Consider the following 26,750-nt stretch of genomic DNA (forward strand, 5'->3'; position numbering starts at 1 on the left):
AGAATCGGACGGGTGGCGGGTGAAGCCTAGCTCTCCAGGAGGAAGGTGACCGGCCCGTCATTGACCAGGTGCACCTGCATGTCGGCACCGAAGCGCCCGGTGGCCACCTGCGGGTGCTTGAGGCGCGCCTGCTGCACCAGGTAGTCGAAGAGTTCCTCGCCCAGGGCGGGCGGCGCCGCGCTGGAGAAGCTCGGGCGCAGGCCGCTGCGGGTATCGGCGGCCAGGGTGAACTGGGAGACCAGCAACAGGCCGCCGCCGACCGCGCCGAGCGAGAGGTTCATCTTGCCCTCGGCGTCGCTGAACACCCGGTAGTTGAGCAGCTTGTGCAAGAGCTTGTCGGCGCTGGCCTGGCTGTCCTGGGGCTCGACGCCCACCAGCACCAGCAGGCCCCGGTCGATGGCGCCGACGGTTTCGCCGGCGACGTCCACGCGGGCCGCGGAGACCCGCTGCAGGAGGCCCTTCATCAGGCCTCGTCTTCCGGCGGCAGGTCGAGCAGGCGGCGGGCGATCTGGTCGGTGGCGCGCACCAGCGCATCGGTGATGCCCGGCTCGGACGCGGCATGGCCGGCGTCACGGACGATCTGCAGCTCGCTGTTGGGCCAGGCCTGGTGCAAGGCCCAGGCGTTGTCCAGCGGGCAGATCACGTCGTAGCGGCCATGCACGATGATCCCCGGCAGGTGGGCGATCCTGTGCATGTCGCGCAGCAGCTGGTTGGGCTCGAGGAAGGCATCGTTGACGAAGTAGTGGCATTCGATGCGGGCGATGGACAGGGCGCGCATCGGCTCGCTGAAGCGCTCCACCACCGGGCCGCTGGGGCGCAGCGTGGCGGTGCGGCCTTCCCAGGTGGACCAGGCCTTGGCCGCGTGCATCTGGGCGATCTGGTCGCTGCCGGTCAGGCGCTTGTGGAAGGCGTGCAGCAAATCGCCCTGCTCGTCGGCCGGGATCGGTGCGACGTAGTCCTCCCAGTAGTCGGGGAACAGGCGGCTCGCGCCTTCCTGGTAGAACCAGGTGATCTCCTGCGGACGGCAGAGGAAAATGCCGCGCAGGATCAGTGCATGAACGCGCTCGGGGTGCTTCTGCGCATAGGCCAGGGACAGGGTCGATCCCCAGGAGCCGCCGAACAGCACCCACTTGTCGATGCCCAGGTGCTCGCGGATCAGCTCCAGGTCGGCGACCAGGTCCCAGGTGGTGTTGTTCTCCAGGCTGGCATGGGGCGTCGAACGGCCGCAGCCCCGCTGGTCGAAGGTGACGATGCGGTAGAGGTTGGGATCGAAGAAGCGCCGGCTCAGGGCATCACACCCGGATCCCGGGCCGCCGTGGATGAACACCACCGGCAGGCCGTCGGGCGAACCGCTCTCGTCGACATACAGCACATGCGGTTCGTCCACCGCCAGCTCATGGCGGGCGTAGGGCTTAATCTCCGGATACAAAGTCTGCATTCTGGGCTCCGATACTGTGCGTAAGCTCGACCCCTTGCGGGTCTGCGCCACCTGTCCTGCCGGGCATCATAACGAGGAAAAGAGAGTTAGGCATGTCACCTGGGAAGATGATTTTCGCGCTCGCGCTGATTCTGCTCACGCTGACCGGTTGCGGCCGGGACGATCCCGCCGCCGCGCTGGATGCCGCCGTGCAGCGACTGCAGGACAACCTCGAGGCGAAGAAGACCGGCGCGGTGCTCGACCAGTTGCACCCGCAGTTCACCGCCCAGAAGGAATTCGACCGCGAATGGGCCAAGCGCACCATGACCCTGCTGTTCCTGCGTCACAACAACGTGCGCATCCTGGCCCTGGGCAAGACCAACCGCATCGACCCGACCTACAGTACCAAGGGCTACACCGAGGCCCAGGTGGGACTTGCCGGCGCCGAGGGGCTGATCCCCGACGCCGCGCGGCACTATGCCGTGAAGCTGGAATGGTGGCTGGAGGACGGCGAATGGAAACTGGCACGGCTCGACTGGGAATGACGCCCAGGCTGCAACACCGCATCCGTGCCGCCGGCCTGCTGGTGGAGGCCGGCCGCATCCTGCTGGTCAAGCACGTGGTCGGCGACGACACCTACTGGATACCGCCGGGCGGGGGCTTCGAGTCCGACACCGACGCCTGCACCCGCGATACGGTGAGGCGCGAGTTCTTCGAGGAGACCGGGCTGGAGGTGGACGTCGGCCCGCTGGTCTACGTCCGCGAGTTCGCCGAGCCGGCGATGGGCCGCTTCCACATGGAGCTGTTCTACCGCATCGATGCCCGCCGCGGTGAGCCCACCCTGGCCAACCTCAAAGGCCTGGGCGGCGACGAGTTCGACATCCGCGAACTGGCCTGGATCAGCCGCGAGGAACTGGCCGCCCTGCCCTTCTATCCCGCCGAACTGCTGGACGACGCCTGGGATCGCCTCGCCCCCGCCCTGCCGACCATCCGCCATCTCGGCCTGCAGACCTAGCCCGACACCGCTCTTGTGGGAGCGAATTCATTCGCGAAAGGCCGGGTACCGGTGGGATCGATGGGATTCGCTGCGCTCTTCCCATCCTACGAAAGCCCTTCACAGCACGGCCCTGTAGGGGCGAATTCATTCGCCCATGGCCGCAACGCGGCCCCAGGCCGTCTCAACGCCCGTACCGCTCACGCCCCCAGGCGAGCATCGCCAGCAGCAGCTGGCGGATGACCTTGCGGGTGGGCACGGCGAGGTCTTCGCGGAAGGCGAAGGGCTCCTCTTCGTTCATGTAGGTGCGCTGGGCCAGTTCCAGTTGCACGGCGTGGATGTGCTGGGCCGGCTGGCCGTAATGGCGGGTGATGTGGCCGCCCTTGAAACGCCCGTTGAGCACATGGCTGTAGCCCTCGGCGCGGGCGCAGACGCTGACCAGCGCATCGGCCAGGCCCGGGTCGCAGCTGGCGCCGGCGTTGGTACCCAGGTTGAAGTCCGGCAGGTGGCCGTCGAACAGGCGCGGGATGAAGGCGCGGATGGAGTGGGCGTCGAACAGCAGCGCATAGCCGAACTCGCGCTTGAGCCGCGCCAGCTCTTCGACGATGCGCCCGTGGTACGGCGCCCAGATGCGCTCCAGGTAGCCGGCGCGCTCCTCGGCCGAAGGCTCGCACCCCGCCCGGAACAGCGGCTGGCCGTCGAACATCACGTCGGGGAACAGGCCGGTGGTGGCGGTGGCGTAGAGCGGCGTGTCGTCCGCCGGGCGGTTGAGGTCGATGACGTAGCGCGAGTAGTTGGCCGCCAGCAGCCCGGCGCCCAGCTCGGCGGCGAAATCGTAGAGCAGCGGGATGTGCCAGTCGGTGTCGATCAGCGAACGCGCGCCGTCCACCAGGCCGGCCTCCACCGCCGGGGTCAGGCGGGTGCCGGGGTGCGGCATGCTGATCAGCAGCGGCACGCGGCCGGGGGTGAAGTCGAGGACGTTATCCAAGGTCGATCTCCTGTCCATGGCGCACCACCCGCTTGGGCAGGTCGCCGCCGAGCCAATAGGCCAGTTGTGCCGGGCGCTCGATGTCCCAGGCGACGAAGTCGGCGAGCTTGCCCGCCTCCAGGCTGCCGCAGCGCCCGGCCAGGCCCAGGGCACGGGCGGCGTTGAGGGTGACGCCGGCCAGGGCCTCCTCGGGGGTCAGGCGGAACGAGGTGCAGGCCATGTTCAGCATCAGCCGCAGCGACAGCGCCGGCGAGGTGCCGGGGTTGAGGTCGCTGGCCACCGCCATGGCCACGCCATGGCGGCGCAGGGCCTCGATGGGCGGCAGCCGGGTTTCGCGCAGCAGGTAGAAGGCGCCGGGCAACAGTACGGCGACGGTGCCGGCATCCGCCATGGCAATGGCGTCTTCTTCGGTCATGTACTCCAGGTGGTCGGCCGACAGCGCGCCATAGCGCGCCGCCAGGCTGGAACCGTGCAAGGACGACAGCTGCTCGGCGTGCAGCTTGACCGGCAGCCCCAGCCCGCGCGCGGCCTGGAACACCCGCTCGACCTGGGCCGGGGAGAAGGCCAGGTGCTCGCAGAAGGCGTCCACCGCATCCACCAGGCCTTCAGCGGCCAGTTGCGGCAGGATCTCGGTGCACACCTGCTCGATGTAGTCGTCGGCGCGCCCGACGTATTCCGGTGGCAGCGCATGGGCGGCCAGGCAGGTGGTGGTGACCGTCAGCGGCAGCGCCTCGCCCAGGCGCCGCGCGACCCGCAGCATCTTGCGCTCGCTGGCCAGGTCCAGCCCGTAGCCGGACTTCACCTCCAGCGTGGTGACGCCGTCACGCAGCAGGTGCCGGGCGCGCTTCACCGCACTGGCCAGCAGTTCGTCCTCGCCGGCTTCGCGGGTGGCGCGCACGGTGCTGGCGATGCCGCCGCCCCGGGCGGCGATCTCGGCGTAGCTGACGCCCTCCAGGCGCTGCTCGAATTCGGCGCTGCGGTCACCGCCGAACACCAGGTGGGTGTGGCAGTCGATCAGCCCCGGGGTGACCCAGGCGCCGCCCAGGTCGATGCGCTCGGCGCCGGTGGCGTCGGGCGCCTGGTCGAGCGGCCCGACCCAGCGGATCAGCTCGCCCTCGGTGAGCAGGGCGCCGTCCTCGATGATCGAGTAGCGCCCGCCCTGCAGGGTGGCGAGACGGCAGCCGCGCCAGAACCTCTTCATTGCAATCCTCCTGTCCGTGCGGAAATCGTCTCCAGGGCCGGCACCTCGCGCAGCAACGCCACGGCGGCGCCGATATCGGGGGCCAGCCAGCGGTCCTCCTCGTAGGCCGGCACCCGCTCACGCAGCAGGGTGCGGGCCGCTGCGGTGCCGACGCCGGTGGCCAGCTCGCCGAGGAACTCCTGGGCCTGCGCCGCCAGCAGGTACTCGATGGCCAGTATCTGCCGGCAATTGCCCAGCGCGCGGCCGAGCTTGAGCGCGGCACTGGTGCCCAGGCTCAGGTGGTCTTCCTGCAACCCGGAGGTGACGAAGTTATCCACCACCGCCGGTTGCGCCAGGTGGCGGTTCTCGCCGGCCAGGGCCGCCGCCACGTACTGCACGATCATCATTCCCGAGTTGACCCCCGGGCGGCTGACGAGGAAGGCCGGCAGGCCGCTGACCAGCGGGTTGACCAGGCGATCCAGGCGACGCTCGGCGATGCCACCCAGCTCGGCCACGGCTATGGCCAGGAGGTCGGCGGCCATGGCCACGGACTCGCCGTGGGGGTTGGCCTGGGAGATCACCCGGTAGTGGTCCGGCGTGCCCAGCACCAGCGGGTTGTCGTTGGCGGAATTGAGCTCGGTCTCCACCTGCCGCGCGGCGTGGTCGAACTGGTCGCGGCAGGCGCCGTGCACCTGCGGGATCGAGCGGATGCTCAGGGCATCCTGGGTACGCAGGCCCTGGCTGGCGGCGATCACCTCGCTACCGGCGAGCAGCGCGCGCAGGTTGCTGCCGACCTGCTGCATGCCCGGGTGGGGCTTGAGTTCGAGGATCGCCGGGTCGAAGGCGGCGAGCTGGCCGCGCAGGGCCTCGAAGCTCATGGCGCCGATCACGTCGGCCCAGCGCAGCAGGTGCTCCAGGTCGGCCAGCGCCAGGCAGGCGAGGCCGGTCATGCAGGGCAGGCCGTTGACCAGGCACAGCCCGTCCTTGGCGCCCAGCTGCAGCACCTGCAGCCCTTCGGCCGCCAGCGCCTCGGCAGCGGGCACCACGGCGCCGCGATAGCTCACCTCGCCGACGCCGAGCAAGGCAATGCCGACATGGGCCATGTGGGTCAGGTAGCCCACCGAGCCCTGGGACGGCACGCGCGGGGTGATGCCGCGGTTGAGCAGGTTGAGCAGCCCTTCCACCACCTGTGGCTGCAGGCCGGACTTGCCCTGGCTGTAGTTGGCGATGGCGCAGCAGATGATGGCGCGGGTCTGCTCGTCCTCCAGCACCGGGCCGACGCCGCAGGCGTGGCTGAGCAGGGTGTTGCGCGACAGCGCGGCGAGCTGTTCGCCCTCCAGCAGGATGTCGCTCAGGGCGCCCAGGCCGGTGCTGATGCCGTAGGCGCGTTCGCCGCGCTCGACGATGCGGCGGACGATGGCGTGGGCGTTGTCGATGCGCGCCCAGGCAGCTGGCGACAACGCCAGGCGGTGGCCGCCTCGGGCCACGGCCACCACGTCGCGCCAGCGCAGCGCGCCGTCGCCGAAGACAGTGGTTCCGAGGGTGGCGGGGTTGGTCTTCACGATGTCCATGCCGTCCTCACAGGTTGGCCACGCGGCGCTGGACGAAACGGTCGACGTAGTCGTCAGCGGGCTGGTGGAGGATTTCCTTCGGCGCGCCGACCTGGATCAGTTGGCCGTCCTTGAGGATGGCGATGCGGTTGCCGATGCGCACCGCCTCGTCGAGGTCGTGGGTGATGAACACGATGGTCTTGTTCAGGCCCTTCTGCAGCTCCAGCAACTGGTCCTGCATGTCGGCGCGGATCAGCGGGTCGAGGGCGCTGAAGGCCTCGTCCATCAGGATGATGTCGGTGTCCGCCGCCAGGGCCCGCGCCAGGCCCACGCGCTGGCGCATGCCGCCGGAAAGCTGGTGCGGGTAGGACTTCTCGTAGCCCGCCAGGCCCACGGTGGTGATCCAGTGCTGGGCGCGCTCCTGGCACTGCGCCTTGCTCTCGCCGCGCACCTTGAGACCGTAGGCGACGTTGTCGAGCACGCTCTTGTGCGGCAGCAGGCCGAAGCTCTGGAACACCATGCTGATCTTGCGTCGACGGAAGTCGCGCAGGGCCTGCATGTCGTAGCGCAGGATGTCCTGGTCATCCACCAGGATCTCGCCGCTGGTGGGGTCGATCAGGCGGTTGAAGTGGCGCACCAGGGTGGACTTGCCCGAGCCGGACAGCCCCATGATGACGAAGATCTCCCCCGCCTCGATGGACAGCGACAGGTCGTTGACCCCCACCACGCAACCGGTGGCGGACAGCACCTCGGCCTTGCTGCGCCCCTGGCGGATCAGCGCCATGGCCTCCTCGGCGCGCGGACCGAAGATCTTGTAGACGTTCTTCACCTGGATCTTGCTCATTGGCTGGCCTCGTGGCGGGAGCGGCCGTAGGCCTGGGTGATGCGGTCGAAGACCACGGCGAGGATGACGATGGCCAGGCCGGCCTCCAGGCCCTTGCCGACGTTGAGCGTCTGGATGCCGATGAGCACGTCCTCGCCCAGGCCGCGGGCCCCGATCATGGAGGCGATCACCACCATCGACAGCGCCATCATGGTGGTCTGGTTGACCCCGGCCATGATGCTCGGCAGCGCCAGCGGCAACTGCACGCCGAACAGCTGCTGCCAGCGGTTGGCGCCGAAGGCGTTGACCGCCTCCATCACCTCGCCGTCCACCTGGCGTATCCCCAGGTCGGTGAGGCGGATCAGCGGCGGCGCGGCGTAGATCACCGTGGCGAAGATGGCCGGCACCTTGCCCAGGCCGAAGAGCATCAGCACCGGGATCAGGTACACGAAGCTGGGCATTGTCTGCATGATGTCCAGCAGCGGCATCAGCAGCGCCCGCAGGCGGTTGCTGCGCGCCGAAAGGATGCCCAGCGGGATGCCGATCAGCACCGAGATGAAGGTGGCCACCAGCATCAGCGCCAGGGTCTGCATGAGCTTGTCCCACAGCCCCACCGCGCCCACCAGGAACAGCAGGCCTGTGATCACCAGGGTCGGCAGGACGCGGCGGGTGGCGTGCCAGGCGATGGCCGCCACCAGCGCCAGCATCAGCCACCAGGGCGTGGCGCGCAGCAGCCACTCCAGGTTGACGATGGCCCACAGCAGGGTGTCGGAGATGTGCCGGAACACATCCCCGTAGTTGGTCACCAGCGCATCGACCCAGCCATTGACCCAGTCGGCGATGGAAAATGTGAAGCGTTCGGGAAACATCGGGAGCTCTCCGGGTGAGTGGATGCGCGGGTGCCGTCAGGCGTCAGAGCGATGCGTCGACCTTCTTCGCCGCGTCCTCGCTGACCCAGGCGTGCCAAACCTCCGGGTGCTCCTTGAGGAAGGCCTTGGCCAGCTTGTCCGAGGCGATCTTCTCCTTGGCCATGCGCGCCAGGTTCTGGTTCAGCAGGTCGATGGGCAGATTGACCTTCTTGAGCATCTCCACCAGCTCCGGCGCCTCGTCGTGGAAGGTCTTGGACAGCCCCACCTGGATGGTCACGCGCTTGTCGACGCCGGGCTTCTCGTCGAGCTTCACCAGGTCGGCCTGGCCCATCAGCGGCGTCGGCGACCAGTAGTAGAAGAGAATAGGCTCGCCACGGCGGTAGCTGGACAGCACCGCGGCATCCAGCGCCGGGCCGGTGCCGGGGCGGAAGTTGGTGAATTTGTCCTCGAGGCCGTAGTCCTTGAGCATCTCGCTGTTCTCCAGCTCGCAGGTCCAGCCGGCCGGGCAGTTGTAGAAGCGGCCCTTGGACGGCTCCTCCGGGTCACGGAACAGCTCGGCGTACTGGCCCAGGTCGGCGATGGCCTTGAGCGTCGGCGCCTTGGCTTCCAGCCCGCGCTTGGCGTCGCCTTCCACCAGGTAGCGCGGCACGTACCAGCCTTCCACGGCGCCGACGATCGGCGCCCCCACGCCCACCACCTTGCCGGCCTTCTCGGCCTTGTTCCAGGCGTCGCTGCGGCCGATCCACTCCTCGGCGAAGATCTGGATGTCGTTGTTGCCCAGGGCCTGCTCCATGGTGATGGAGTTGCCCGGCAGGCTGTCGGTCTCGCAGCCGTAGCCTTGCTTGAGGATGACCTGCAGCAGGTCGGTGAGCAGCATGCCGCTCTCCCAGTTGAGGCCGGCGAACTTCACCGGCTTGCCGGCTCCGCACCAGCTTTCGGCCTGGGCGGTCCCATGGCCCGCCAGCAGTCCCACGGCACACACCAGGCCCAGCACTTTCTTGTTGAATCGCATGTTCCGACGCTCCTTGAACTTGGTAAGGGTTAAGGCAGAGCAAATGCCCGGAGGGCAGGCCATCGGCTTCCGGGCAGGAAACCGGCCAGAGCCGGTTCCCGTACGTCGGCGACGACGAATTCTCGTGAATGGCGGGTGCGCCCAGGCGCCCCGCTCATCCCGCGTACGACCACTCAGTCATCCAGACTCAACACGGACGGCATCTCCTGCCGCCCCTCACCAGCGCCCGGCCGCACCCAGACGAACCAGGCGATGACCAGCAGGGCGATCCACACCGCGCCTACCAGCAGCGCGGCCTGGGTCTTCGGGAACCAGCCGAGCACCCCGAAGATGAACAGCATGAAGGCGATGGCGCAGGCCGGGCCCACCGGCCAGAACGGCACCGGGAAGGCCAGCGCCGCCACCTCTTCGCGGCCGAGGCGACGGCGCAGGCCGACCTGGGCCAGGAGGATCATCAGCCACACCCAGACGGTGGCGAAGGTGGCGATGGAGGCCACCAGCAGGAACACGTTCTCCGGGATCAGGTAGTTCAGCAGCACGCCCAGCAGCAGCGCACCGGCCATCACCAGCACCGTCATCCAGGGCACGCCATGGCGCGAGACCCGGGCGAAGCCCGAGGGCGCCTGGCCTTGCTGGGCCATGCCGAAGAGCATGCGGCCGGCGCCGAAGATGTCGCTGTTGATCGCCGAGACGGCTGCCGAGATCACCACCAGGTTGAGCAGGGTGGCGGCCGAGCCGATGCCCAGGCTGTCGAATATCTGCACGAAGGGGCTGCCCTGGGTGCCGATCTGTGGCCAGGGGAAGATCGCCATCAGTACGAACAGGGTCAGCACGTAGAACAGCAGGATGCGCAGCGGTACCGCGTTGATCGCCTTGGGGATGGTGCGACGCGGGTCCTGCGCCTCGCCGGCGGTGATGCCGATGATCTCGATGCCGCCGAAGGCGAACACCACCACCGCGAAGGAGGCGATCAGCCCGCCCAGGCCGTTGGGCATGAAGCCGCCGTGGCTCCAGAGGTTGGCGACGCTGGCGGCATGGGTCGCGTCGGCCATGCCGAAACCGAACAGGAGGATGCCGAAGCCACCGAGGATCATGGCGACGATGGCCGAGACCTTGAGCAGCGACAGCCAGAATTCCAGCTCGCCGAACACCCGCACGCTGCACAGGTTGAGGGCGCCGATGAAGAAGATGATCGACAGCACCCAGATCCAGCGCGGCACCTCGGGGAACCAGAAGCTCATGTAGATGCCGAAGGCGGTCACGTCGGCCAGGCAGACGATGATCATCTCGAAGGCGTAGGTCCAGCCGGTGAGGAAGCCCGCCAGCGGGCCGATGTAGCTGCTCGCGTACTGGCCGAACGAGCCCGCCACCGGCTCGCGCACCGCCATCTCCCCGAGGGCGCGCATCACCATGTAAACCGCCGCCCCGGCCATCAGGTAGGCCATGAGCACCGCCGGCCCGGCCATCTGGATGGCCGACGCCGAACCATAGAACAGGCCCGTGCCGATGGCCGAACCCAGTGCCATGAAACGTATGTGCCGGGCGTTGAGGCCCCGGCGCAGGCTGGTCTGTACAGTCATTCCCTTGTTCTCCTTGTTCTTGGGGTGGTGGGCGGCTCCGGCGCCTCCATCGCAGGCGCCGCCCGGCATGACGGGTAGTCGGGGTGCCGGCCTCAGAGGCTCGGCAGCAGGCCCTCCGGCATCAGTGCGTTGAGGCAACCGCTGGCCAGCAGCGCGCTGGCGGCCTCGATGTCAGGGGCGAAGAAACGGTCCTCCTGGTAATAGGGCACCTGGCCGCGCAGCAGGGCGCGGGCCTCCTCCAGCTTCGGCGAGCTCTTCAGCCCTTCGCGGAAGTCCAGGCCTTGGCAGGCGCCAAGCCACTCCACGGCGAGGATGCCGCGCACGTTCTCGGCCATAGCCCAGAGGCGCTTGCCGGCGTTCGGCGCCATGGAGACGTGGTCTTCCTGGTTGGCCGAGGTGGGCAGGCTGTCGACGCTGTGCGGATGGGCCAGCGCCTTGTTGTCGCTGGCCAGGGCGGCAGCGGTGACTTGGGCGATCATGAAGCCGGAGTTGACCCCGCCATTGGCCACCAGGAAGGGCGGCAGCTGCGACATGTGCTTGTCCATCATCAGCGAGATGCGCCGCTCGGAGAGCGAGCCGATCTCGGCGATGGCCAGGGCCAGGTTGTCGGCGACCAGGGCCACGGGCTCGGCGTGGAAGTTGCCACCGGAGACCACGTCACCCTGCTCGGCGAACACCAGCGGGTTGTCGGAGACGGCGTTGGCCTCGACCTCCAGCACCTCGGCGGCCTGGCGCATCTGGGTCAGGCAGGCACCCATCACCTGGGGCTGGCAGCGCAGGGAGTACGGGTCCTGCACCTTGTCGCACTGGGCATGGGAGCGCGCCACCTCGCTACTCTCGGTGAGCAGCGAGCGGTAGGCGGCGGCGACGTCGATCTGCCCGCGCTGGCCCCGGGCGGCGTGGATGCGCGCATCGAAGGGCGCCCGCGAGCCGAGCATGGCCTCGACGCTGAGCCCGCCGCAGACGGTGGCGGCGGCGAACAGGTCCTCGGCCTCGAACAGCCCGCGCAGCGCGTAGGCGGTGGAAGCCTGGGTGCCGTTGAGCAGGGCCAGGCCCTCCTTGGCGGCGAGGGTCAGCGGCTCCAGCCCGGCGATGGCCAGGGCCTCGGTGGCCGGCAGCCACTGGCCCTGGTGGCGGGCGCGGCTCTCGCCGAGCAGCAGCAGGGACATGTGCGCCAGGGGCGCGAGGTCACCGGAGGCGCCCACCGAGCCCTTGAGCGGGATGTGCGGGTAGACCTCGGCGTTGATCAGGGCGATCAGCGCGTCGATCACCTTGCGGCGGATGCCGGAGAAGCCACGGGCCAGGCTGTTGACCTTGAGCAGCATGATCATCCGCACCAGGGCGTCGTCCAGTGGCTCGCCGACACCGGCAGCATGGGACAGCACCAGGGAGCGCTGCAGCTTCTCCAGGTCCTCGCGGGCGATGCGGGTGGAGGCCAGCAGGCCGAAGCCGGTGTTGATGCCGTAGGCGGTGCGGTCCTCGGCGATGATGCGTTCCACACAGGCGACGCTGGCCTCGATGGGCGCGTCGGCGCTGGCGTCCAGGCTCACGCGCACCGGCCCGAGATGAACCTTGCGCAGCTGGGCCAGGGTCAGTCGGCCGGGCAGAAGATGGAGGTCGAACATGCTCATTCCCCCTTGCCGATCATCGGCAGGTTGAGGCCCTGCTCGCGGGCGCAGTCGATGGCGATCGGGTAGCCGGCGTCGGCATGGCGCATCACGCCGGTGCCCGGGTCGTTGGTCAGCACGCGGGCGATGCGCGCGGCGGCCTCGTCGGTGCCGTCGCAGACGACGACCATCCCCGAGTGCTGGGAGAAGCCCATGCCCACGCCACCGCCATGGTGCAGCGACACCCAGGTGGCGCCGCTGGCGGTGTTCAGCAGGGCGTTGAGCAGCGGCCAGTCGGACACGGCGTCGGAGCCGTCCTGCATGGCTTCGGTCTCGCGGTTGGGGCTTGCGACCGAGCCGGAGTCGAGGTGGTCGCGGCCGATGACGATGGGCGCCGACAGCTCGCCGCTGCGCACCATCTCGTTGAACGCCAGGCCGAGCTTGGCGCGCTGGCCCAGGCCGACCCAGCAGATGCGCGCCGGCAGGCCCTGGAAGGCGATGCGCTCGCGGGCCATGTCCAGCCAGCGGTGCAGGTGGGCATCGTCGGGGATCAGCTCCTTCACCTTGGCGTCGGTCTTGTAGATGTCCTGCGGGTCACCGGACAGCGCCGCCCAGCGGAACGGGCCGACGCCGCGGCAGAACAGCGGGCGGATGTAGGCCGGGACGAAGCCGGGGAAATCGAAGGCATTGGCAACGCCTTCTTCCTTGGCCATCTGGCGGATGTTGTTGCCGTAGTCGAAGGTGGGGATGCCCTGCTTCTGGAAGTCGAGCATGGCCTGCACGTGCACGGCCATGGACTGCTTGGCGGCCTTCACCACGGCAGCCGGGTCGCTCTGTGCGCGGTCGCGGTACTGCTCCCAGGTCCAGCCGGCCGGCAGGTAGCCGTTGAGCGGGTCGTGGGCGCTGGTCTGGTCGGTGACCATGTCCGGACGCACGCCACGGCGCACCAGTTCGGGGAGGATCTCGGCGGCGTTGCCGTGCAGGGCGATGGAGATGGCGCGGCCTTCGGCGGTGTAGGTGGCGATGCGCGCCAGGGCGTCATCCAGGTCCCTGGCCTGCTCGTCGACGTAGCGGGTCTTCAGGCGGAAATCGATGCGGCTCTGCTGGCACTCGATGTTCAGCGAGCAGGCGCCGGCCAGGGTCGCGGCCAGGGGCTGGGCGCCCCCCATGCCGCCGAGGCCGGCGGTGAGCACCCAGCGACCGGCGAGCTTGCCGTCGTAGTGCTGGCGGCCGGCCTCGACGAAGGTCTCGTAGGTGCCCTGGACGATGCCCTGGCTGCCGATGTAGATCCAGCTGCCGGCGGTCATCTGGCCGTACATCGCCAGGCCCTTGGCATCCAGTTCGTTGAAGTGCTCCCAGGTCGCCCAGTGCGGCACCAGGTTGGAGTTGGCGATCAGAACGCGCGGGGCGTTGGCGTGGGTCTTGAACACGCCGACCGGCTTGCCGGACTGCACCAGCAGGGTTTCGTCCTCGTTCAGCTCCTTGAGGGTGCGGACGATGGCGTCATAGCACTCCCAGTTGCGCGCGGCACGGCCGATGCCGCCGTACACCACCAGCTCCTTGGGGTTCTCGGCCACGTCCGGGTCCAGGTTGTTCATCAGCATGCGCAGCGGCGCTTCGGTCAGCCAGCTCTTGGCGTTGAGCTGGGTACCGCGCGGGGCGCGGATCTCGACATCACGGAATTTAGTCATGGCAGGCTCCTGGGAGGCGTGGGGTGTAGAGGGACGGGAATCGAGCCCGGATATCTACACACATATGAACTTGTACATACAAGCATATGCAAGTGAAAGGCCAGTTCGCCGAGGCAGGCTTCAACAGCTCGCGCAGAACCCCGGGAAGCAGCGAATTACCTGGGCCCCGGCACTGGGCGAAGAATCGATGACGAGCAGGAGGGAAAGTAGCCCACCTGTTACCGGGGTGCGCTTGTGGGGCGAAGCGCAGCGTTTCATGCACGGTAATGGGGCGTTCGGTAACGCAGCGGGGAAACAGGGGGAGGGAAACGCAGGTTGGGCCGGGAGGCGTTTCGCTGGGGCACGCAGCCCGCTGCAGCAGAGCCGAGCCAAATCAGGCGATGCACCGTTGGGCCTCGCCACGCTCGGCGCCAACCTGCGGTGTCATGTACAACCCAACGGGATCAGCGCGGCTGCAGCTCGATCAGGCAGCAATCCACCACGGTCAGCGCATCGAGCACCAGCTCGCGCAGCGCGCCGTCACCTTCCAGGTGCAGGCAGTCATGGCGGCCGAGGTGCAGCGCCTCGCCGCCCACCTGCACATCCAGCCCCTCGCCGGCACTGAACAGCACCAGGGTGCGGGCGGAGCTGAACAGGCGCAGCGGCCCGTTGACGCGCTGCCATTGCAGGCGAGCGCCGAAGCGTTGCGGGGCGTAGATCAGGTTGAAGTCGCGGATGGCGCCACCCAGCAGCTCGCACTGCACGCGGCTGCCGCCATCGAAGGCGAAGGCATCGCCGGGCTTCAGCTCGCGGGAGGGCCTGCCATCCACCACGAGGCGCATGCCGTCGCCCTCCAGCACGGTGATGACGCGCTGGTAGCCGGTGAAGGCGGAAAAGGGACCGGGCTGGCCGACATCGGCGATGGACAGGCGCCAGCCGAAACCCTCGAGGTCGGCACCGCCGTCGCGGAGGATTTCCTGGGTGGAGCCGGCGCCGTTCTTCCACGGCATGCGCGGGTAGTCGACCGCGCGCAGGACCTGGGGCGCACTCATGAGCCGAACCGCCCTTCGAGGCGGTAGCGCGAACCGGGGTAGAGCAGGCGCGCGCTGGTCACGGTATTGCGGCCCGACCAGGTGCGGCGGCGGATCAGCAGGCAGGGTTCGCCGCGCTCGATCTGCAGCAGCCGGCATTCGTCGGCCTCGGCGAGGATGGCCTCGACCACATGCTCGCCCTCGGTGAGCGGCGCAACCTGGGACAGGTAGGCGTGGGGCGTCTGCTGGGTGAAATCCTGCTTGAGGTAGTCCGGCGCCACCGAGGCGTTGACGTAGCGGTCCTCGATCTGCACCGGCACGCCGTTCTCGAAATGCACGATGACCGAGTGGAACACCCGCTGGCCCTCACGCACATCCAGCGCCAGGGCGCGCTCGGAGCCGGCCAGTTCCTCGCCCAGGGCGATCACCTCGCAGCGGTGCGCATGGCCCCGCGCGGTGATTTCCTCGGCGATGTTGTGCACCTCGAACAGCGCGGCCTGGCCCTTGGGCTCGGCGACGAAGGTGCCGACACCCTGCATGCGCACCAGGTAGCCCTCGGCGGTCAGCTCGCGCAGCGCGCGGTTGACGGTCATGCGGCTGACGCCCAGTTCGTTGACCAGCTCACTCTCGGACGGCACGCGGTGGTGCGGCGGCCAGGTGCCGTCGTCGATCTGCCGGCAGATCATCTGCTTGACGCGGGCGTACAGCGGCGCGGGCGCCTCGCCGGGCTGGACGGCGAAGGACGGGATGTCGACGGACGGGTTGGGCACGGGGATCACTCCTTGGCGGCGCGCCCGGCGGGTAGGCCGGGGGTCTGGTCGAGTTTACGGTCTCGATATACGTCTGTATATGTATATACAAATAACAACCTTCACAGGTCGCCAATCATGCCAGCCTTCTTCACCGAACGAGCCCTGCTTCCCCAGGGTTGGGCCAGGGACGTCCGTTTCGAGGTAGCCGCGGACGGCCGCCTGGGCCGCGTCGAGCCGGGCGCCACGGCCGATGGCGCCGAACTCCTGAAAGGCCCGGTCGTGCCGGGCATGCCCAACCTGCACTCCCACGCCTTCCAGCGCGCCATGGCGGGGCTGGCCGAAGTGGCGGGCGACCCCAATGACAGCTTCTGGACCTGGCGCGACCTGATGTACCGCCTGGTCGGCCGCATGCAGCCGGAGCAGGTGGAAGTGATCGCCCGCCAGCTCTATATCGAGATGCTCAAGGCGGGCTTCACCGGCGTCGCCGAATTCCACTACCTGCACCACGACCGCGATGGCCGCCCCTACGCCGACCCGGCGGAGCTGGCCTTGCGCATCAGCCAGGCCGCCCGTCGCACCGGCATCGGCCTCACCCTGCTGCCGGTGCTCTACAGCCACTCCGGCTTCGGCGGCCAGGCGCCCAATGAAGGCCAGCGCCGCTTCATCAACGGCACCGACGGCTACCTCGCCCTGCTGCAACGCCTGCGCGAGGCACTGCCGGCCGACCAGGTACTGGGCACCTGCTTCCACTCCCTGCGAGCGGTCACGCCGGAGCAGATCGACGCCGTGCTGGCGGCGGATGCGGGCGAGGCACCGATCCACATCCACATCGCCGAGCAGCGCAAGGAAGTCGACGACTGCCTGGCCTGGAGCGGCCGCCGCCCGTTGCAGTGGTTGTACGAGAACCTCGACGTGGATGCGCGCTGGTGCCTGGTCCACGCCACCCACGCGGAAGCCGACGAGGTCGAGGCGATGGCCCAGAGCGGCGCGGTGGCCGGCCTGTGCCTGACCACCGAGGCCAACCTGGGCGACGGCATCTTCCCGGCGGTGGATTACCTGTCCCGGGGCGGGCGCTTCGGCATCGGCTCGGACAGCCACGTCTCGGTCAGCCCGGTGGAGGAACTGCGCTGGCTGGAATACGGCCAGCGCCTGCGCGACCAACGCCGCAACCGCCTGCACCAGCCCGGCCAGCCGCGCGTGGGCGATGCCCTCTACCAGGCTGCCCTGGCCGGTGGCGCCCAGGCGCTGGGGCAGCCCAGCGGCGCCCTGGCGGTCGGCGAGCGCGCGGACTGGCTGGTGCTGGACGGCAACGACCCCTACCTCGCCACCGCCGCGGACGATGCACTGCTCAACCGCTGGCTGTTCGCCGGCGGTGATCGTCAGGTACGCGATGTGATGGTGGCGGGACGCTGGGTGGTGCAGGACGGCCGTCACCCCGAGGAAGAGGCGACGGCGCGGGAGTTCGCCGACACGCTGCGCGCGCTGCTGGGGTGAGCCTCAGCGCGGCATCTTGTCGTCCGGCGTACGCCAGATCAGGGCATCGGTGTCGTAGCCCTGCTGCCGTGCCAGCTCCAGCAGGTGCGTGCGGGTGTGCTCCGGCACCTCGGGCGTGCGCGAGAGCAGCCACAGGTAGGTGCGATCCGGATGCCCCACCAGCGCCGTCTGGTAGTTCTCGTCCAGGTAGAGCACCCAGTACTGGCCCTTGGTGAGATCCGGCGCCAGGCGGCTGAACCAGTTGTCGAAGCGCACCCAGAGCTTGTCGGTATGCCCGGCGACCTGGGGCACGGCCTGCCCCTGGGCCTCCTGCCATTCGCCCTCGGCGGTACGGCAACGGTTGAGCACGCCGACCGCTCCATCCGGCTGCAGGCTGTAGTGGGCTTCGGATTGCGCGCAGTGGCGCTGGAAGAACATCGGCAGCCGAGCCAGCTCGTACCAGGTGCCCTGGTAGCGCTCCAGGTCCACCGCGCCCACGGTACGGGGCGGCGCGGCGGGCTCGCCGGAGCCGGCACAGCCCGCCAGCAGCAACGCGCCGAGCAGCAGTGACAGGCGGGTCATTTCAGGCCCTGCCCCTGGTACATCATCACCTTGTCACCCGCGAACTGGATGCTGATGTAGGCCTTCTGGTCGCCCCAGGTGCAGCTGGTCAGGCCCACGGCCCCGAGCATTCGGTCGGCTCGCCGATGATCTGCTCGACCTCGGCCTTGGCCATGCCGGCCTTGATCTTCGAATAGTTCTCCTGGTTGATCTTGTTGCAGGCGGCGAGCGCGACGCAGACGGACAGCAGGGCAAGGATGCGCAGTTGCATGGATGACTCCGTGATGGGTGGGATGCCGCGCAAGCTTGGCACAGCGTTGCGCGCAATGCCCATTGGAGTCAGAAGCGCGAGCCGGGTTCCTCGAGGAAGGCGGCTTCCTCCGCGCTGGAGAGTCGACCGAGGATGGCGTTGCGATGGGGGAAACGGCCGAAGCGGGCGATCACCGCGTGGTGGCGCACGGCGTAGTCGAGGAAGCCGTCGAACAGCTCGCGCTCGGCGGGGCTCACGGCGTCGCGCAGGGCGGTGAAGCGCTGCACCGCCAACGCCTGGGTGGCCAGGTCCTCGGCATGCTCGAAGACGATCTCGATGAAGACGCGGCGGATCGGCGCGAGCTGCGCATCCAGGCCCCGGGCGATGCCGTCGCGCACCAGCGCCTGGGCGCGGGCGTCGCCGGCGAAGCCGCGCGGCTGGTCACGGAAGAGCATGCGCGGCAGTTGGTCGAGCAGCAGGACCAGCGCCAGCCAGCCCTCGGACTGCCCGGCCCAGTCGCGGAGGCCGCCGGCCAGGGCCTGCTCCACCTGGGTGGCAAAGCGCTGGCGGGCGTCCTCGTCCTGGCTGTCGCGCTTGCCGAACCACAGCCCCTGGCGCGAGGCCGCCACCTCGACGGCACCGGCCTCGGGGCCGAACCACCAGTCGAGCAGCGGCTGCCAGGGTGCCATCGGTTATTCCTGGTGGTAGCCGGTGACGCGCTCGACTTCCTGCTTGGAGCCGAGGAACACCGGTACGCGCTGGTGCAGCGACGTCGGCTTGATGTCGAGGATGCGCTGGCGACCGTCGGTGGCGGCGCCGCCGGCCTGCTCGATGATGAAGGACATCGGGTTGGCCTCGTACATCAGGCGCAGCTTGCCGGGCTTCTCCGGCTCGCGGGCGTCCCAGGGGTACATGAACAGGCCGCCGCGGGTGAGGATGCGATGCACGTCGGCCACCATGGAGGCGATCCAGCGCATGTTGTAGTTCTTGCCCAGCGGGCCTTCCTTGCCGGCCAGCAGCTCGTCCACGTAGCGCTTCACCGGGGCTTCCCAATGGCGCTGGTTGGACATGTTGATGGCGAACTCGGCGGTAGCCTCCGGCACGCGGATGTCATCGTGGGTCAGCACGAAGCTGCCCAGCTCGCGGTCCAGGGTGAAGCCCTTTACGCCGTCGCCCAGGGTCAGCAGCAGCATGGTCTGCGGCCCGTAGATGGCGTAGCCGGCGGCGACCTGCTTGGTGCCCGGCTGGAGGAAGGCCTGCTCGTTCAGGCTGTCGTTCTGGGAGAGGTACTCGTCCGGGCAGCGCAGCACCGAGAAGATGGTGCCGACCGAGACGTTGACGTCGATGTTGGAGGAGCCGTCCAGCGGGTCGAACACCAGCAGGTACGCGCCCTTGGGGTACTTGCCGGGGATCTGGTAGGCGTTGTCCATCTCTTCGGAGGCCATGCCCGCCAGGTGGCCGCCCCATTCGTTGGCTTCCAGGAGGATCTCGTTGGACAACACGTCGAGCTTCTTCTGCACCTCGCCCTGCACGTTCTCGGTGCCCATGCTGCCGAGCACGCCACCGAGGGCGCCCTTGGATACGGCATGGCTGATTTCCTTGCACGCGCGCGCGACGATCTCGATGAGGAAGCGCAGATCGGCAGGGGTGTTGTGGCTGCGGGTCTGCTCGATCAGATAGCGGCTCAGGGTTACGCGGGACATGGAAGAGGCTCCGGAGGGGAAGGAAAAACGCGCGCAGTTTAGCGCGACTCGCGCCGCAATGCTGCACGCCGCTCGGCAGCCCTCGGCAACGCCCGGATCAGAGGCGCCGAAGGCCGTCGGGGCGGCACGCAGAATCATCTGACGCGGCAAACGCCAACTGGTTCAGCGCAGGCTCAGAGCTCCACCCGGGCCAGGGCGCAGACCTGGTTGCGGCCGCTGCGCTTGGCCTCGTAGAGCGCGGCGTCGGCCACCTGCAGCAGCTCGTCGAGGCTCTGCCCCTGGTCGGGCCAGACGGCCAGGCCGGCGGACAGGGTGACACGCAGCTCGCCGATACGGGTGGCCAGGGCCGTATCCGCCAGCTCACGACGGATCGCCTCCAGGCGCTGCTGCGCCTCGTCGCTGTCGGCGCCGGGGAGGATCAGCAGGAACTCCTCGCCGCCGATGCGGAACACCGCGTCGGTGCTGCGCAGGCTGCATTCGAGGAAGCCGGCGACGCCCTTGAGCATGTCGTCGCCCACCAGGTGGCCATGGCGGTCGTTGAGCTGCTTGAAGTGGTCCAGATCGATCAGCGCCAGGGCGATGGGGGTTTCCTCACGCAGGCTGCGGGCCTGCTCGCGGGCGAAGAATTCGTTGAGGTAGCGCCGGTTGTAGAGCCCCGTGAGCGGATCGCAAAGCGCCTGCTCCTGCAACTGCTCGTGCAGGCTGGAGATGGTCCGCAGGCGTTCTTCGCTGAGGGCCAGGGCCTCGGCCAGCTGCAACTCGCTGCGGTGGCGCTCGGTCACCTCGCGCAGGTAGACCATCCGCCCCAGCATGTGGCTGCCACTGCGGGTGATGCGCTCGATGGCACGCGCACGCACCTCGAAGTAGCGCGGCGGCTCGCCCAGGGTCAGCATCGGCTCGCCGCCGGCCTGCGCTTGCAATAGGGTGTGCAGCTCGACGCCGAACACCGGCCAGCCCAGCAGCGCCCTGCCCTGCCAGCCGCCGCGCAGGCCGGCGAGGCGCAGCGCCGCGGGGTTGGCTTCGATGACCCGGCCCTTGGCGTCGATCACCAGCACCGGGTCGGGCAGCTCCTCCAGCAGCAGGTGGCGCGCCACGGGCAGCAGGTCGAACAGGCGCACGCCGAGGATCAGCCAGGCGAAGGCCAGCAGGGTGAAGGCGAAACTGAAGGGCGTCGGATCGAAACCGAACAGCGTCCAGCCGAACACCACGTAGCTGATGTTGGCGGCCCAGGGCACGCAGGTGACCACCCCGAACGCCAGGTAGTGGCGACGGTGCAGGCCATGGCTGGTAATCACCGCGCGGCTCACCACCGCCAGGCAGAACAGCATCATCACGTAGACGTAGACGGCAGCACCGTGGAACAGCACGCCATGCTCGTACACGACCGGCGCACCGGGCAGGTCCGATGCCGGACCCGTCGCCGGCCCGTAGAACGCCTGGTGCCAGGGGTTGCTCAGGGCCATCCCCCAGACCAGCAGCGGCGCCACCGCCAGCGGCAGGTAGCGATGGACGGGCAAGGGTTCGCGGATGCTGTTGACGTACTGCCAGAGGAACACCGCCCAGAGCGTGGGCACGGCGACGATTCCCGGCCAGGCCATGCTGGCCCAGAACACCTTGCACTCGGCGCCGGTGGCGGCGAGTTCGAGGCCGGCGGTGGACAGCCACCAGAGGATGCACAGGTGCAGGATGACGAAGCTGGCGCGCCCGGGAAAATAGCGCTGCCGGCCGATCCAGCGGGCGAGGAACATGATGCCGACGCTCAGCATGCAGGTGAACAGCACGGGGCTGGTGAGGGTCCAGCCGGAAGCACCGCACAGGCTCATGGTCGGTCACCAGGACCGGGCCGGAGGGGGACCGGGCGCCCGGAAGAGTACTGGCCGAAAAGGCGGGCAGCGGGTAGCTGCGGAATGTTGTCGAGCACCGGCCTTCCTGACCTGACGCAAAAAAGAGCGGCGCTTGACCCCTGTCACGCGCCGCTCTAGAAGATACAGCAAAAAGCCACTATTGAAGTGACAACTTCGCGCAACTCGCGGTCTCAGGCGCCCTTGCCCTGCCCCTTCAGAAGGCTCAGCGCCATCAGCACCAGCAGCCCCACGCCGAGCAGCAGCACCGCCCACAGGCCGATGCGTTTCCAGGCCAGCGCCGAGTCCTTCTCCGCAGCGACCACCACGGCCTTCTGCTCGGCCAGGCGCAGGTCGCCGTCGAGCTGGGCGCGGCCCATCTTCTCCAGGCTGCCGGGGCCGTAGCCGGGCACCAGGGTGGTCAGCGGCAGCTCGGCGGTCGCGGCTCCCGGTTGGCCGATGGCCAGGGTATAGGGCGGCGTGCCCCGGGCCAGGAACACCACCTGCAGCGCGCGCATGCCCACCTGCAGGGTCGGGGCCTTGGCGCCGAAACCACCGGCACGCGGGTCGACGCTCATCTTCAGGTGCTGCACCGGCGTCCAGCCCGACAGCACCAACTGGTCCTGCACCGCCTCGCTGCCGTCCTGCGGCAGGCGATAGAGCAGCCCGGACGTCAGCCCCTGCCACTGCGCGGTGTCGTTGCGCCGCGCCTGCAGCTGCACCGGTGCCAGGGTATTGGCCTGGTCAAGGGAGAACTTCAGCCGCTCGATCGGCAGGGGCAACGGCAGGTCCCAGGCGTACTCGCCCTTGCCCGTCGTGCTCGCGACCAGCGGCTCGGACCACACCAGCGGTGCCGGGCGGCTCTCCTGGCGGGCACCGGTGACACGGGCCTCGGTCAGCAACGGCGCTTCGCGATCCAGCCAGAGCAGGCGCAGGTAGCGCGCCTTCTGTCCCGGCAGCACCACTTCGCGCTGGTAGATGTGGTCATCGCCGAAACTCAGCCGGGCGATCTGCCCGGTGCCCCAGGAGCGCCAGCCCTGCAGGTCGTCGCTGGCCTCGATGCTGAAGCGCTGGAAGCCTTCGCCCGCCTCGCTCCAGTCGATCACCAGCTTCTCCAGGGGCGTCTTCACCGCGCTGGCGTCCAGCAACCAGCCACGCAGCCGCTCGCCTGTGGCGGCCGGGTCCTCCGGCAGCACCTCGACCACGGTGCCGGTGGTGCTGCGCTGCACCCTCACCCGTGGCGCACCCTGGCCGGCATCGGCCGGGCCACGCAGGGGGAACCACTTGAGCGCCACGTCCTCCTCGTTGCGGGTGACCTCCGATTCGCTGCGGGTCAGCGCATAGGCCAGCGGTTCGCCCTCGGCGTTGAAGATGCGCAGGTCGCGCAGGTCCGCGTGACGGGCGACGAAATGCAGCGACATCGGCAGGTCGACGCGGTACCAGGGCCCGTTGCCCTCGACCTTGAGCGGCACCCGGGCGGCGAAGTCGTCCAGGCTGTCCTGGGCCTGGGCCGGCTGCGTCACGCACAACAGGCCCAGGCAGATATTCAGCAAGAGGGGGAAACGGCTCATGCGTTGACCTGCTCCGATTCGGGCGCCGCCCGCTTGGGCGGGAGCGGCGCGAAATAACCGACGACCAGCAGCAACACGCCGACGCCGATGAAGGAAATGATCCGTTCCAGGCCGCCCCGGTTGCCCAGTTCGACGAAGAACAGCTTGGCCACCACCACGGCGATAAGCGCGGCCCCCACCAGCCAGAGCTCGCGATGGACGCGCCTGTGGCCGCCGATCATCAGGCCCAGGGCGATGCTGGTCCAGACTATGGACAGCCCGGCCTGCACCAGCATCGAATCCAGCTGCGCATCCAGCACGAAGGGCACGCCGCCCCAGTGGTGCGCGCTGCGGAAGACGATGGCCGTGGCCAGGGCGAACAGCGAGGCGCCCACTACCCACTGCGGCGCCAGGCGCTGGACAGTGGCGTCGAGGCCGAACTCGCCGAGGTTGTCGCGCAGCCACAGCCAGACCCCCAGCAGGGCGAACAGCAGCCCCAGCTCCAACGGGTTGACCAGCGGCAGGTAGGGCAGCGGGTCGGCGCTGCCATCGCTCCAGGCGTTGGCGATCCAGAACCAGGCCAGCATCATCGCCGCCAGCGGCATGGCCGCCCACAGGCGGTATTCACGCGCGAAGGCGGCGATCGGCCAGGGCAGGCGCATCACCCGGGTGACCAGCAGCAGGTAGAGGCTCGGCAGCAGCGCCCAGCCCAGCCAGCGCCAGGCGTTGTAATGCTCGGACAGCAGCATCAGCAGGTAGCGCAATTCCAGCGCCAGCACGCCGAGGATCAACCAGCAGCCGAGCACGTGGGCAGCGCTGCGGGCTCCCTCCGGCAGCAGGCCATGCAGCTTGCGCAGCGCCAGCAGGTGCACCGCGAACAGCACGCCCCAGCCCAGCCAGCCAAAGTCGGCGGCGGGATGGTAGTTGGGGTGCCAGGCATGCATCAGCGCCACCAGGGCCGCCGGCACCAGCAACAGGCAGAGCAGGGCTAGGGTGCGCCACTGGGCACGCAGCGCCAGCAGCATCCACAGCACGACGGTCACCGAGGCCGCCAGCAGCGCCAGCGGCACCTGCAGCCCAGGTGCGGCGAAGCGGCCGATCTCGGCGACCCAGGCCAGCGTCCACCAGCCGGCGCTCCAGACCAGCAACAGCTGCGACAGGTGCCCCAGGCTCACGCCTTGCAGGCGCGGGTCCTCGCGCCGGGCCTCGCTGTGCAGGCGCCAGGCGCCGACCAGGGCGGCCAGGGCCAGCACCAGCGGCGTCCAGAAGCCGGCGTGGGCCAGCGGGCGCAGGCCCTCGGCGCTGAGCTGGCCGAGCAGCAGCGGGCTCACGCTGAGGAAGCTGAGGCCGGCGACCACCTGCAGCGCCAAGCCGAAGATGAAGCTGGCGCGCAGTTGCAGGTGCAGGCTGAGCCAGACGATCAGCAGGCCGCTTCCGCCCCAGACCGCACTGGCCGTGCGCCAGGGCAGCACGAAGAGCACCGCGAGGTTGATGAATACCAGGCCCACCAGCAGCACCACGGACATGCTGCGCAGCAGGCGCCGGTCATTGCGCACCATGTCGTCGCGGGCCGCCACCAGCATGCCGCCGATCAGCGCCAGGCCGATCAGCGAGGCGGTGACCAGGCCGTTCCAGCCCAGCGCGCTGCCACTGCCAAGCCCGCTGCGGTCCATGCCCAGGAGGAACACGGCGCCACCGAGCAGCTGTACGGCGAAGGCGCTGAAGAGGAAGGTGCGCGAGGTCAGGCGCAGGCCGGCATACAGGGTCGCCAGGCCCGCCAGGGCCCAGGCGATGGCCGTGCCTTCGGCGCGCAGGCACAGCGGCGCGATCAGGTAGAGGAAGGCCAGCCCGCTGCTGGCCAGCATCGGCAAGCCGCTGCGTTCCCAGGCGGAGGCCTCCTCCTCCTGCGCCCCGCGCAGTTGCCAGAAGCTGAACAGCAGCGCCACGCCCAGCATCAGCGCGCCCAGCGGCGCGCCTTCCAGCAGGCTGTCGACGCCCAGGCGCAGGCTGGCCAGGAAGGCCAGGGCCGCCCCCACCTGCAGCAGCAGGGCGAAGGCGCGGGCCAGCGGCCGGCGCTGGCGCAGGCCCAGCCAGAAGATGCCGGCGCCCTCCACCGCCCAGGCGGCGGAGGTCCAGCGCGCATCCAGGCCCAGCGGAATGGCCAGGGTGCCGAAGACCACGCCGAGGGCCATGCAGGTTTCCACCAGCAGCAGCGCGCGCCCCGGCGCACGGCCCGCCAGCACCCGGGCGATCAGCATGTACAGCAGGCCCAGGGCCAGGGCGCTGAAGGCGGCACCGAACTCGATGTGATGGATCACCGCGTACTGCAGGCCGAAACCGACCAGCGGCGGGCCGAACAGCACGGTGCCGTCGATGTAGTCGCCCTGGCGCGCCGACCAGCGCAGCAGTGCGTCGCGCTCGCCATCCGGCGCGGCGGCCGCCTCGCGCAGCTTGCGCCGGGCGAACAGCAGGCCGATGGCCAGGTACATGAGGAAGAACAGCACCAGGAAGGGCTCGGTACTGGCGAACAGCTCCGGCGTGTAGGAGCGCATGCCCCAGGCGAAGCCGATGCCGAAGGTGCCGACGAAGCCGATCAGGTTGAGCAGGCGCCAGGCCTTGAACCAGGCGATGGCGAAGATGCCCGCGTTGAGCAGGGCGAAGTAGGAGAACAGCGCGACATGGTTGCCGCTGCCGGTGGAGGTGAGGATCGGTGCGGCGAAACCGCCCAGCGCCGCGGCGGCGGCCAGGCCCAGGGCATCCTGCAGCACGGCGAGGATGGCCGAGCAGATCGTCACCACGATCAGCAGGATCAGCGCCATCTTCGGGTCCAGCAGCGGGTGCAGCCGCATCGCCGCGAACACCGTCAGGTAGAGCACCGCGATACCCGCGCCCTGCAGCATCAGGCCGTAGTTGGGATTGCGCCGGCGCAGCCACCAGCCCAGCCCCAGCAGGGCGATGGCGGCAGCCGCGACGCCCGCATAGCGCACCTCGATGGGCACCACCATGCCTTCGGTGGCATAGCGCAGGAGGAAGGCCAGGCCGAGGAACAGCAGCAGCACACCGACCCGCAGCACGGTGTTGCCGCCGAACAGCCAGTTGCGTGCAGCCTCGAAGCCGCGCTCGAACAGCGAAGGTTCGCGAGGCGGCGGCGGTGGAGGCGGCGTGACCGGCGGGCGCGTGACCACGGGTGCGGGCTGGCGTGGCGGCAGTGGCTCGGCGGCGGGCTCGGGCAGCGCCTCGAGGGTCCAGTCGCTGACCTCCGGCTGGCGAGGGGGCGGCGTGACCACCAGCGGCTCGGGCTCCAGCTCCGCCGGCAGCTCCCAGACCAGCTCGCTGTCGTCCACCGGTTTCTCGGGCGCCGCGTCTTGGGCATGGGCGACCGGCACCGCGGGCACCTCGGGCGAAGGCGCTTCGGCAGGCGGCGTGGCGGCGGGTGCGGGCTGCACGCCACTGCGCTCGACCTTGAGCAAGCGTTCGTGGATGGCCTGGGTGCCGACATCGAAGCGGGCGGCGAACTCGCGCAGCTGCTTCTGCAACGCGGCGTTTTCCGCGCTCAGCCCCTGCAGGCGGATCGCCTGTCCGAGGCCCAGTCCGAGCAGGCCGCCCAGCAGGGCCCCGGTGATCGATTCACCGGCTGCCGCTCCCATGGCCAGTCCTACCAGCATGAAGATCCATTGCATGCACTGAATTCCCAAATGACTGAGAAGAAACGCCAGATCCCTGCACGTTCAACGCCGTCGCCCGGCGTAAATAGCGACGAGCCAGTATATCGAGCGAAACGGAACACTCCCTACAGACGAATGCTGGGCATCTCACAGACACAGAAAATTCATCCGCTTGCCCATCAACCGTGAAAATGGCTGATCCGGCCGGCGGCAACCTGTTCACAAATTCGCCAA

At 69.1% G+C, this 26,750-nt stretch carries 22 protein-coding genes and 1 pseudogene; 3 read left to right on the forward strand and 20 right to left on the reverse strand.

The features are described from left to right. Nucleotides 1-26 precede the first annotated feature (26 nt). Together dtd and pip are read right to left on the reverse strand one after the other, a co-directional pair. Entirely contained in the window at nt 27-464 is a 438-nt protein-coding gene (gene dtd / locus PHLH3_RS27965) for a D-aminoacyl-tRNA deacylase (protein WP_111262801.1), read from the reverse strand. Further along, nucleotides 464-1,438 (reverse strand): prolyl aminopeptidase, encoded by a 975-nt coding sequence (pip, locus tag PHLH3_RS27970; RefSeq protein ID WP_213626777.1) that lies wholly within the window; start codon nt 1,436-1,438, stop codon nt 464-466. Before pip ends, dtd begins: the two co-directional genes overlap by 1 nt. Nucleotides 1,439-1,530: 92 nt before the next feature. Between pip and PHLH3_RS27975 the strand changes: the two genes are divergently transcribed. Together PHLH3_RS27975 and PHLH3_RS27980 are read left to right on the forward strand one after the other, a co-directional pair. Next, nucleotides 1,531-1,962, forward strand: coding sequence for a hypothetical protein (locus PHLH3_RS27975; RefSeq protein ID WP_213626779.1), 432 nt, complete (start codon nt 1,531-1,533; stop codon nt 1,960-1,962). Next, on the forward strand, nt 1,959-2,432 hold the full coding sequence (locus tag PHLH3_RS27980; RefSeq protein ID WP_213626781.1) for an NUDIX hydrolase: 474 nt from the start codon (nt 1,959-1,961) through the stop codon (nt 2,430-2,432). Before PHLH3_RS27975 ends, PHLH3_RS27980 begins: the two co-directional genes overlap by 4 nt. A gap of 163 nt (nt 2,433-2,595) precedes the next feature. On the opposite strand, the gene hutG is transcribed toward PHLH3_RS27980, so the two are convergent. The 11 genes from hutG to hutC all read right to left on the reverse strand — a co-directional run bounded on the left by hutG (nt 2,596) and on the right by hutC (nt 15,407). Next, complete coding sequence (gene hutG / locus PHLH3_RS27985) at nt 2,596-3,399, reverse strand: N-formylglutamate deformylase (RefSeq protein WP_213626783.1); 804 nt, start codon at nt 3,397-3,399, stop codon at nt 2,596-2,598. After that, nucleotides 3,392-4,600 carry an imidazolonepropionase gene (gene hutI / locus PHLH3_RS27990; protein ID WP_213626785.1) on the reverse strand — a complete coding sequence of 403 codons (1,209 nt, stop codon included), beginning with the start codon at nt 4,598-4,600 and terminating at the stop codon, nt 3,392-3,394. The genes hutG and hutI overlap by 8 nt, the downstream gene beginning before the upstream one ends. Further along, nucleotides 4,597-6,150, reverse strand: coding sequence for a histidine ammonia-lyase (hutH, locus tag PHLH3_RS27995; RefSeq protein WP_213626787.1), 1,554 nt, complete (start codon nt 6,148-6,150; stop codon nt 4,597-4,599). The genes hutI and hutH (PHLH3_RS27995) overlap by 4 nt, the downstream gene beginning before the upstream one ends. A gap of 7 nt (nt 6,151-6,157) precedes the next feature. After that, on the reverse strand, nt 6,158-6,973 hold the full coding sequence (locus PHLH3_RS28000; RefSeq protein ID WP_213626789.1) for a glycine betaine/L-proline ABC transporter ATP-binding protein: 816 nt from the start codon (nt 6,971-6,973) through the stop codon (nt 6,158-6,160). Further along, nucleotides 6,970-7,821 (reverse strand): proline/glycine betaine ABC transporter permease, encoded by an 852-nt coding sequence (locus PHLH3_RS28005; protein WP_111262793.1) that lies wholly within the window; start codon nt 7,819-7,821, stop codon nt 6,970-6,972. Before PHLH3_RS28005 ends, PHLH3_RS28000 begins: the two co-directional genes overlap by 4 nt. Nucleotides 7,822-7,864: 43 nt before the next feature. After that, a complete protein-coding gene (locus PHLH3_RS28010) occupies nt 7,865-8,833 on the reverse strand; it encodes an ABC transporter substrate-binding protein (protein ID WP_213626791.1) in 969 nt (322 codons plus the stop codon). A 173-nt stretch (nt 8,834-9,006) separates the two neighbouring features. Then, on the reverse strand, nt 9,007-10,413 hold the full coding sequence (locus PHLH3_RS28015; RefSeq protein ID WP_213626792.1) for an amino acid permease: 1,407 nt from the start codon (nt 10,411-10,413) through the stop codon (nt 9,007-9,009). A 92-nt stretch (nt 10,414-10,505) separates the two neighbouring features. Continuing rightward, a complete protein-coding gene (hutH, locus tag PHLH3_RS28020; RefSeq protein ID WP_213626794.1) occupies nt 10,506-12,038 on the reverse strand; it encodes a histidine ammonia-lyase in 1,533 nt (510 codons plus the stop codon). A gap of 2 nt (nt 12,039-12,040) precedes the next feature. After that, nucleotides 12,041-13,711, reverse strand: coding sequence for a urocanate hydratase (gene hutU / locus PHLH3_RS28025; protein ID WP_213626796.1), 1,671 nt, complete (start codon nt 13,709-13,711; stop codon nt 12,041-12,043). A gap of 443 nt (nt 13,712-14,154) precedes the next feature. After that, nucleotides 14,155-14,742: a HutD family protein gene (locus PHLH3_RS28030; RefSeq protein ID WP_213626798.1), complete on the reverse strand. Its 588-nt coding sequence runs from the start codon at nt 14,740-14,742 to the stop codon at nt 14,155-14,157. Next, nucleotides 14,739-15,407: a histidine utilization repressor gene (gene hutC / locus PHLH3_RS28035; RefSeq protein WP_213630712.1), complete on the reverse strand. Its 669-nt coding sequence runs from the start codon at nt 15,405-15,407 to the stop codon at nt 14,739-14,741. The genes PHLH3_RS28030 and hutC overlap by 4 nt, the downstream gene beginning before the upstream one ends. Nucleotides 15,408-15,608: 201 nt before the next feature. Here hutC and PHLH3_RS28040 point away from each other — a divergent pair, with 201 nt between their 5' ends. After that, complete coding sequence (locus tag PHLH3_RS28040) at nt 15,609-16,967, forward strand: formimidoylglutamate deiminase (protein ID WP_213626800.1); 1,359 nt, start codon at nt 15,609-15,611, stop codon at nt 16,965-16,967. A gap of 3 nt (nt 16,968-16,970) precedes the next feature. On the opposite strand, the gene PHLH3_RS28045 is transcribed toward PHLH3_RS28040, so the two are convergent. The 7 genes and pseudogenes from PHLH3_RS28045 to PHLH3_RS28075 all read right to left on the reverse strand — a co-directional run bounded on the left by PHLH3_RS28045 (nt 16,971) and on the right by PHLH3_RS28075 (nt 26,531). Continuing rightward, the gene (locus tag PHLH3_RS28045) at nt 16,971-17,528 is read right to left on the reverse strand and encodes a lipocalin family protein (protein WP_213626802.1); all 558 of its coding nucleotides are present in this window, start codon (nt 17,526-17,528) and stop codon (nt 16,971-16,973) included. Beyond that, a pseudogene (locus tag PHLH3_RS28050) lies at nt 17,525-17,778 on the reverse strand (hypothetical protein). Before PHLH3_RS28050 ends, PHLH3_RS28045 begins: the two are co-directional and overlap by 4 nt. A 68-nt stretch (nt 17,779-17,846) precedes the next feature. After that, nucleotides 17,847-18,446 carry a DUF924 family protein gene (locus PHLH3_RS28055; protein WP_213626803.1) on the reverse strand — a complete coding sequence of 200 codons (600 nt, stop codon included), beginning with the start codon at nt 18,444-18,446 and terminating at the stop codon, nt 17,847-17,849. A 3-nt stretch (nt 18,447-18,449) separates the two neighbouring features. Beyond that, complete coding sequence (locus PHLH3_RS28060) at nt 18,450-19,460, reverse strand: class 1 fructose-bisphosphatase (protein ID WP_173171057.1); 1,011 nt, start codon at nt 19,458-19,460, stop codon at nt 18,450-18,452. Between the two features lie 173 nt (nt 19,461-19,633). Then, nucleotides 19,634-21,283: a histidine kinase N-terminal 7TM domain-containing protein gene (locus tag PHLH3_RS28065; protein WP_213626805.1), complete on the reverse strand. Its 1,650-nt coding sequence runs from the start codon at nt 21,281-21,283 to the stop codon at nt 19,634-19,636. A gap of 212 nt (nt 21,284-21,495) precedes the next feature. Then, on the reverse strand, nt 21,496-22,872 hold the full coding sequence (locus PHLH3_RS28070) for a DUF3999 domain-containing protein (RefSeq protein ID WP_213626807.1): 1,377 nt from the start codon (nt 22,870-22,872) through the stop codon (nt 21,496-21,498). Beyond that, nucleotides 22,869-26,531, reverse strand: coding sequence for a DUF2339 domain-containing protein (locus PHLH3_RS28075; RefSeq protein ID WP_213626809.1), 3,663 nt, complete (start codon nt 26,529-26,531; stop codon nt 22,869-22,871). Before PHLH3_RS28075 ends, PHLH3_RS28070 begins: the two co-directional genes overlap by 4 nt. Nucleotides 26,532-26,750 lie beyond the last annotated feature (219 nt).

Source organism: Pseudomonas sp. Pc102 (assembly GCF_018408275.1).
GTDB lineage: Bacteria > Pseudomonadota > Gammaproteobacteria > Pseudomonadales > Pseudomonadaceae > Metapseudomonas > Metapseudomonas tohonis.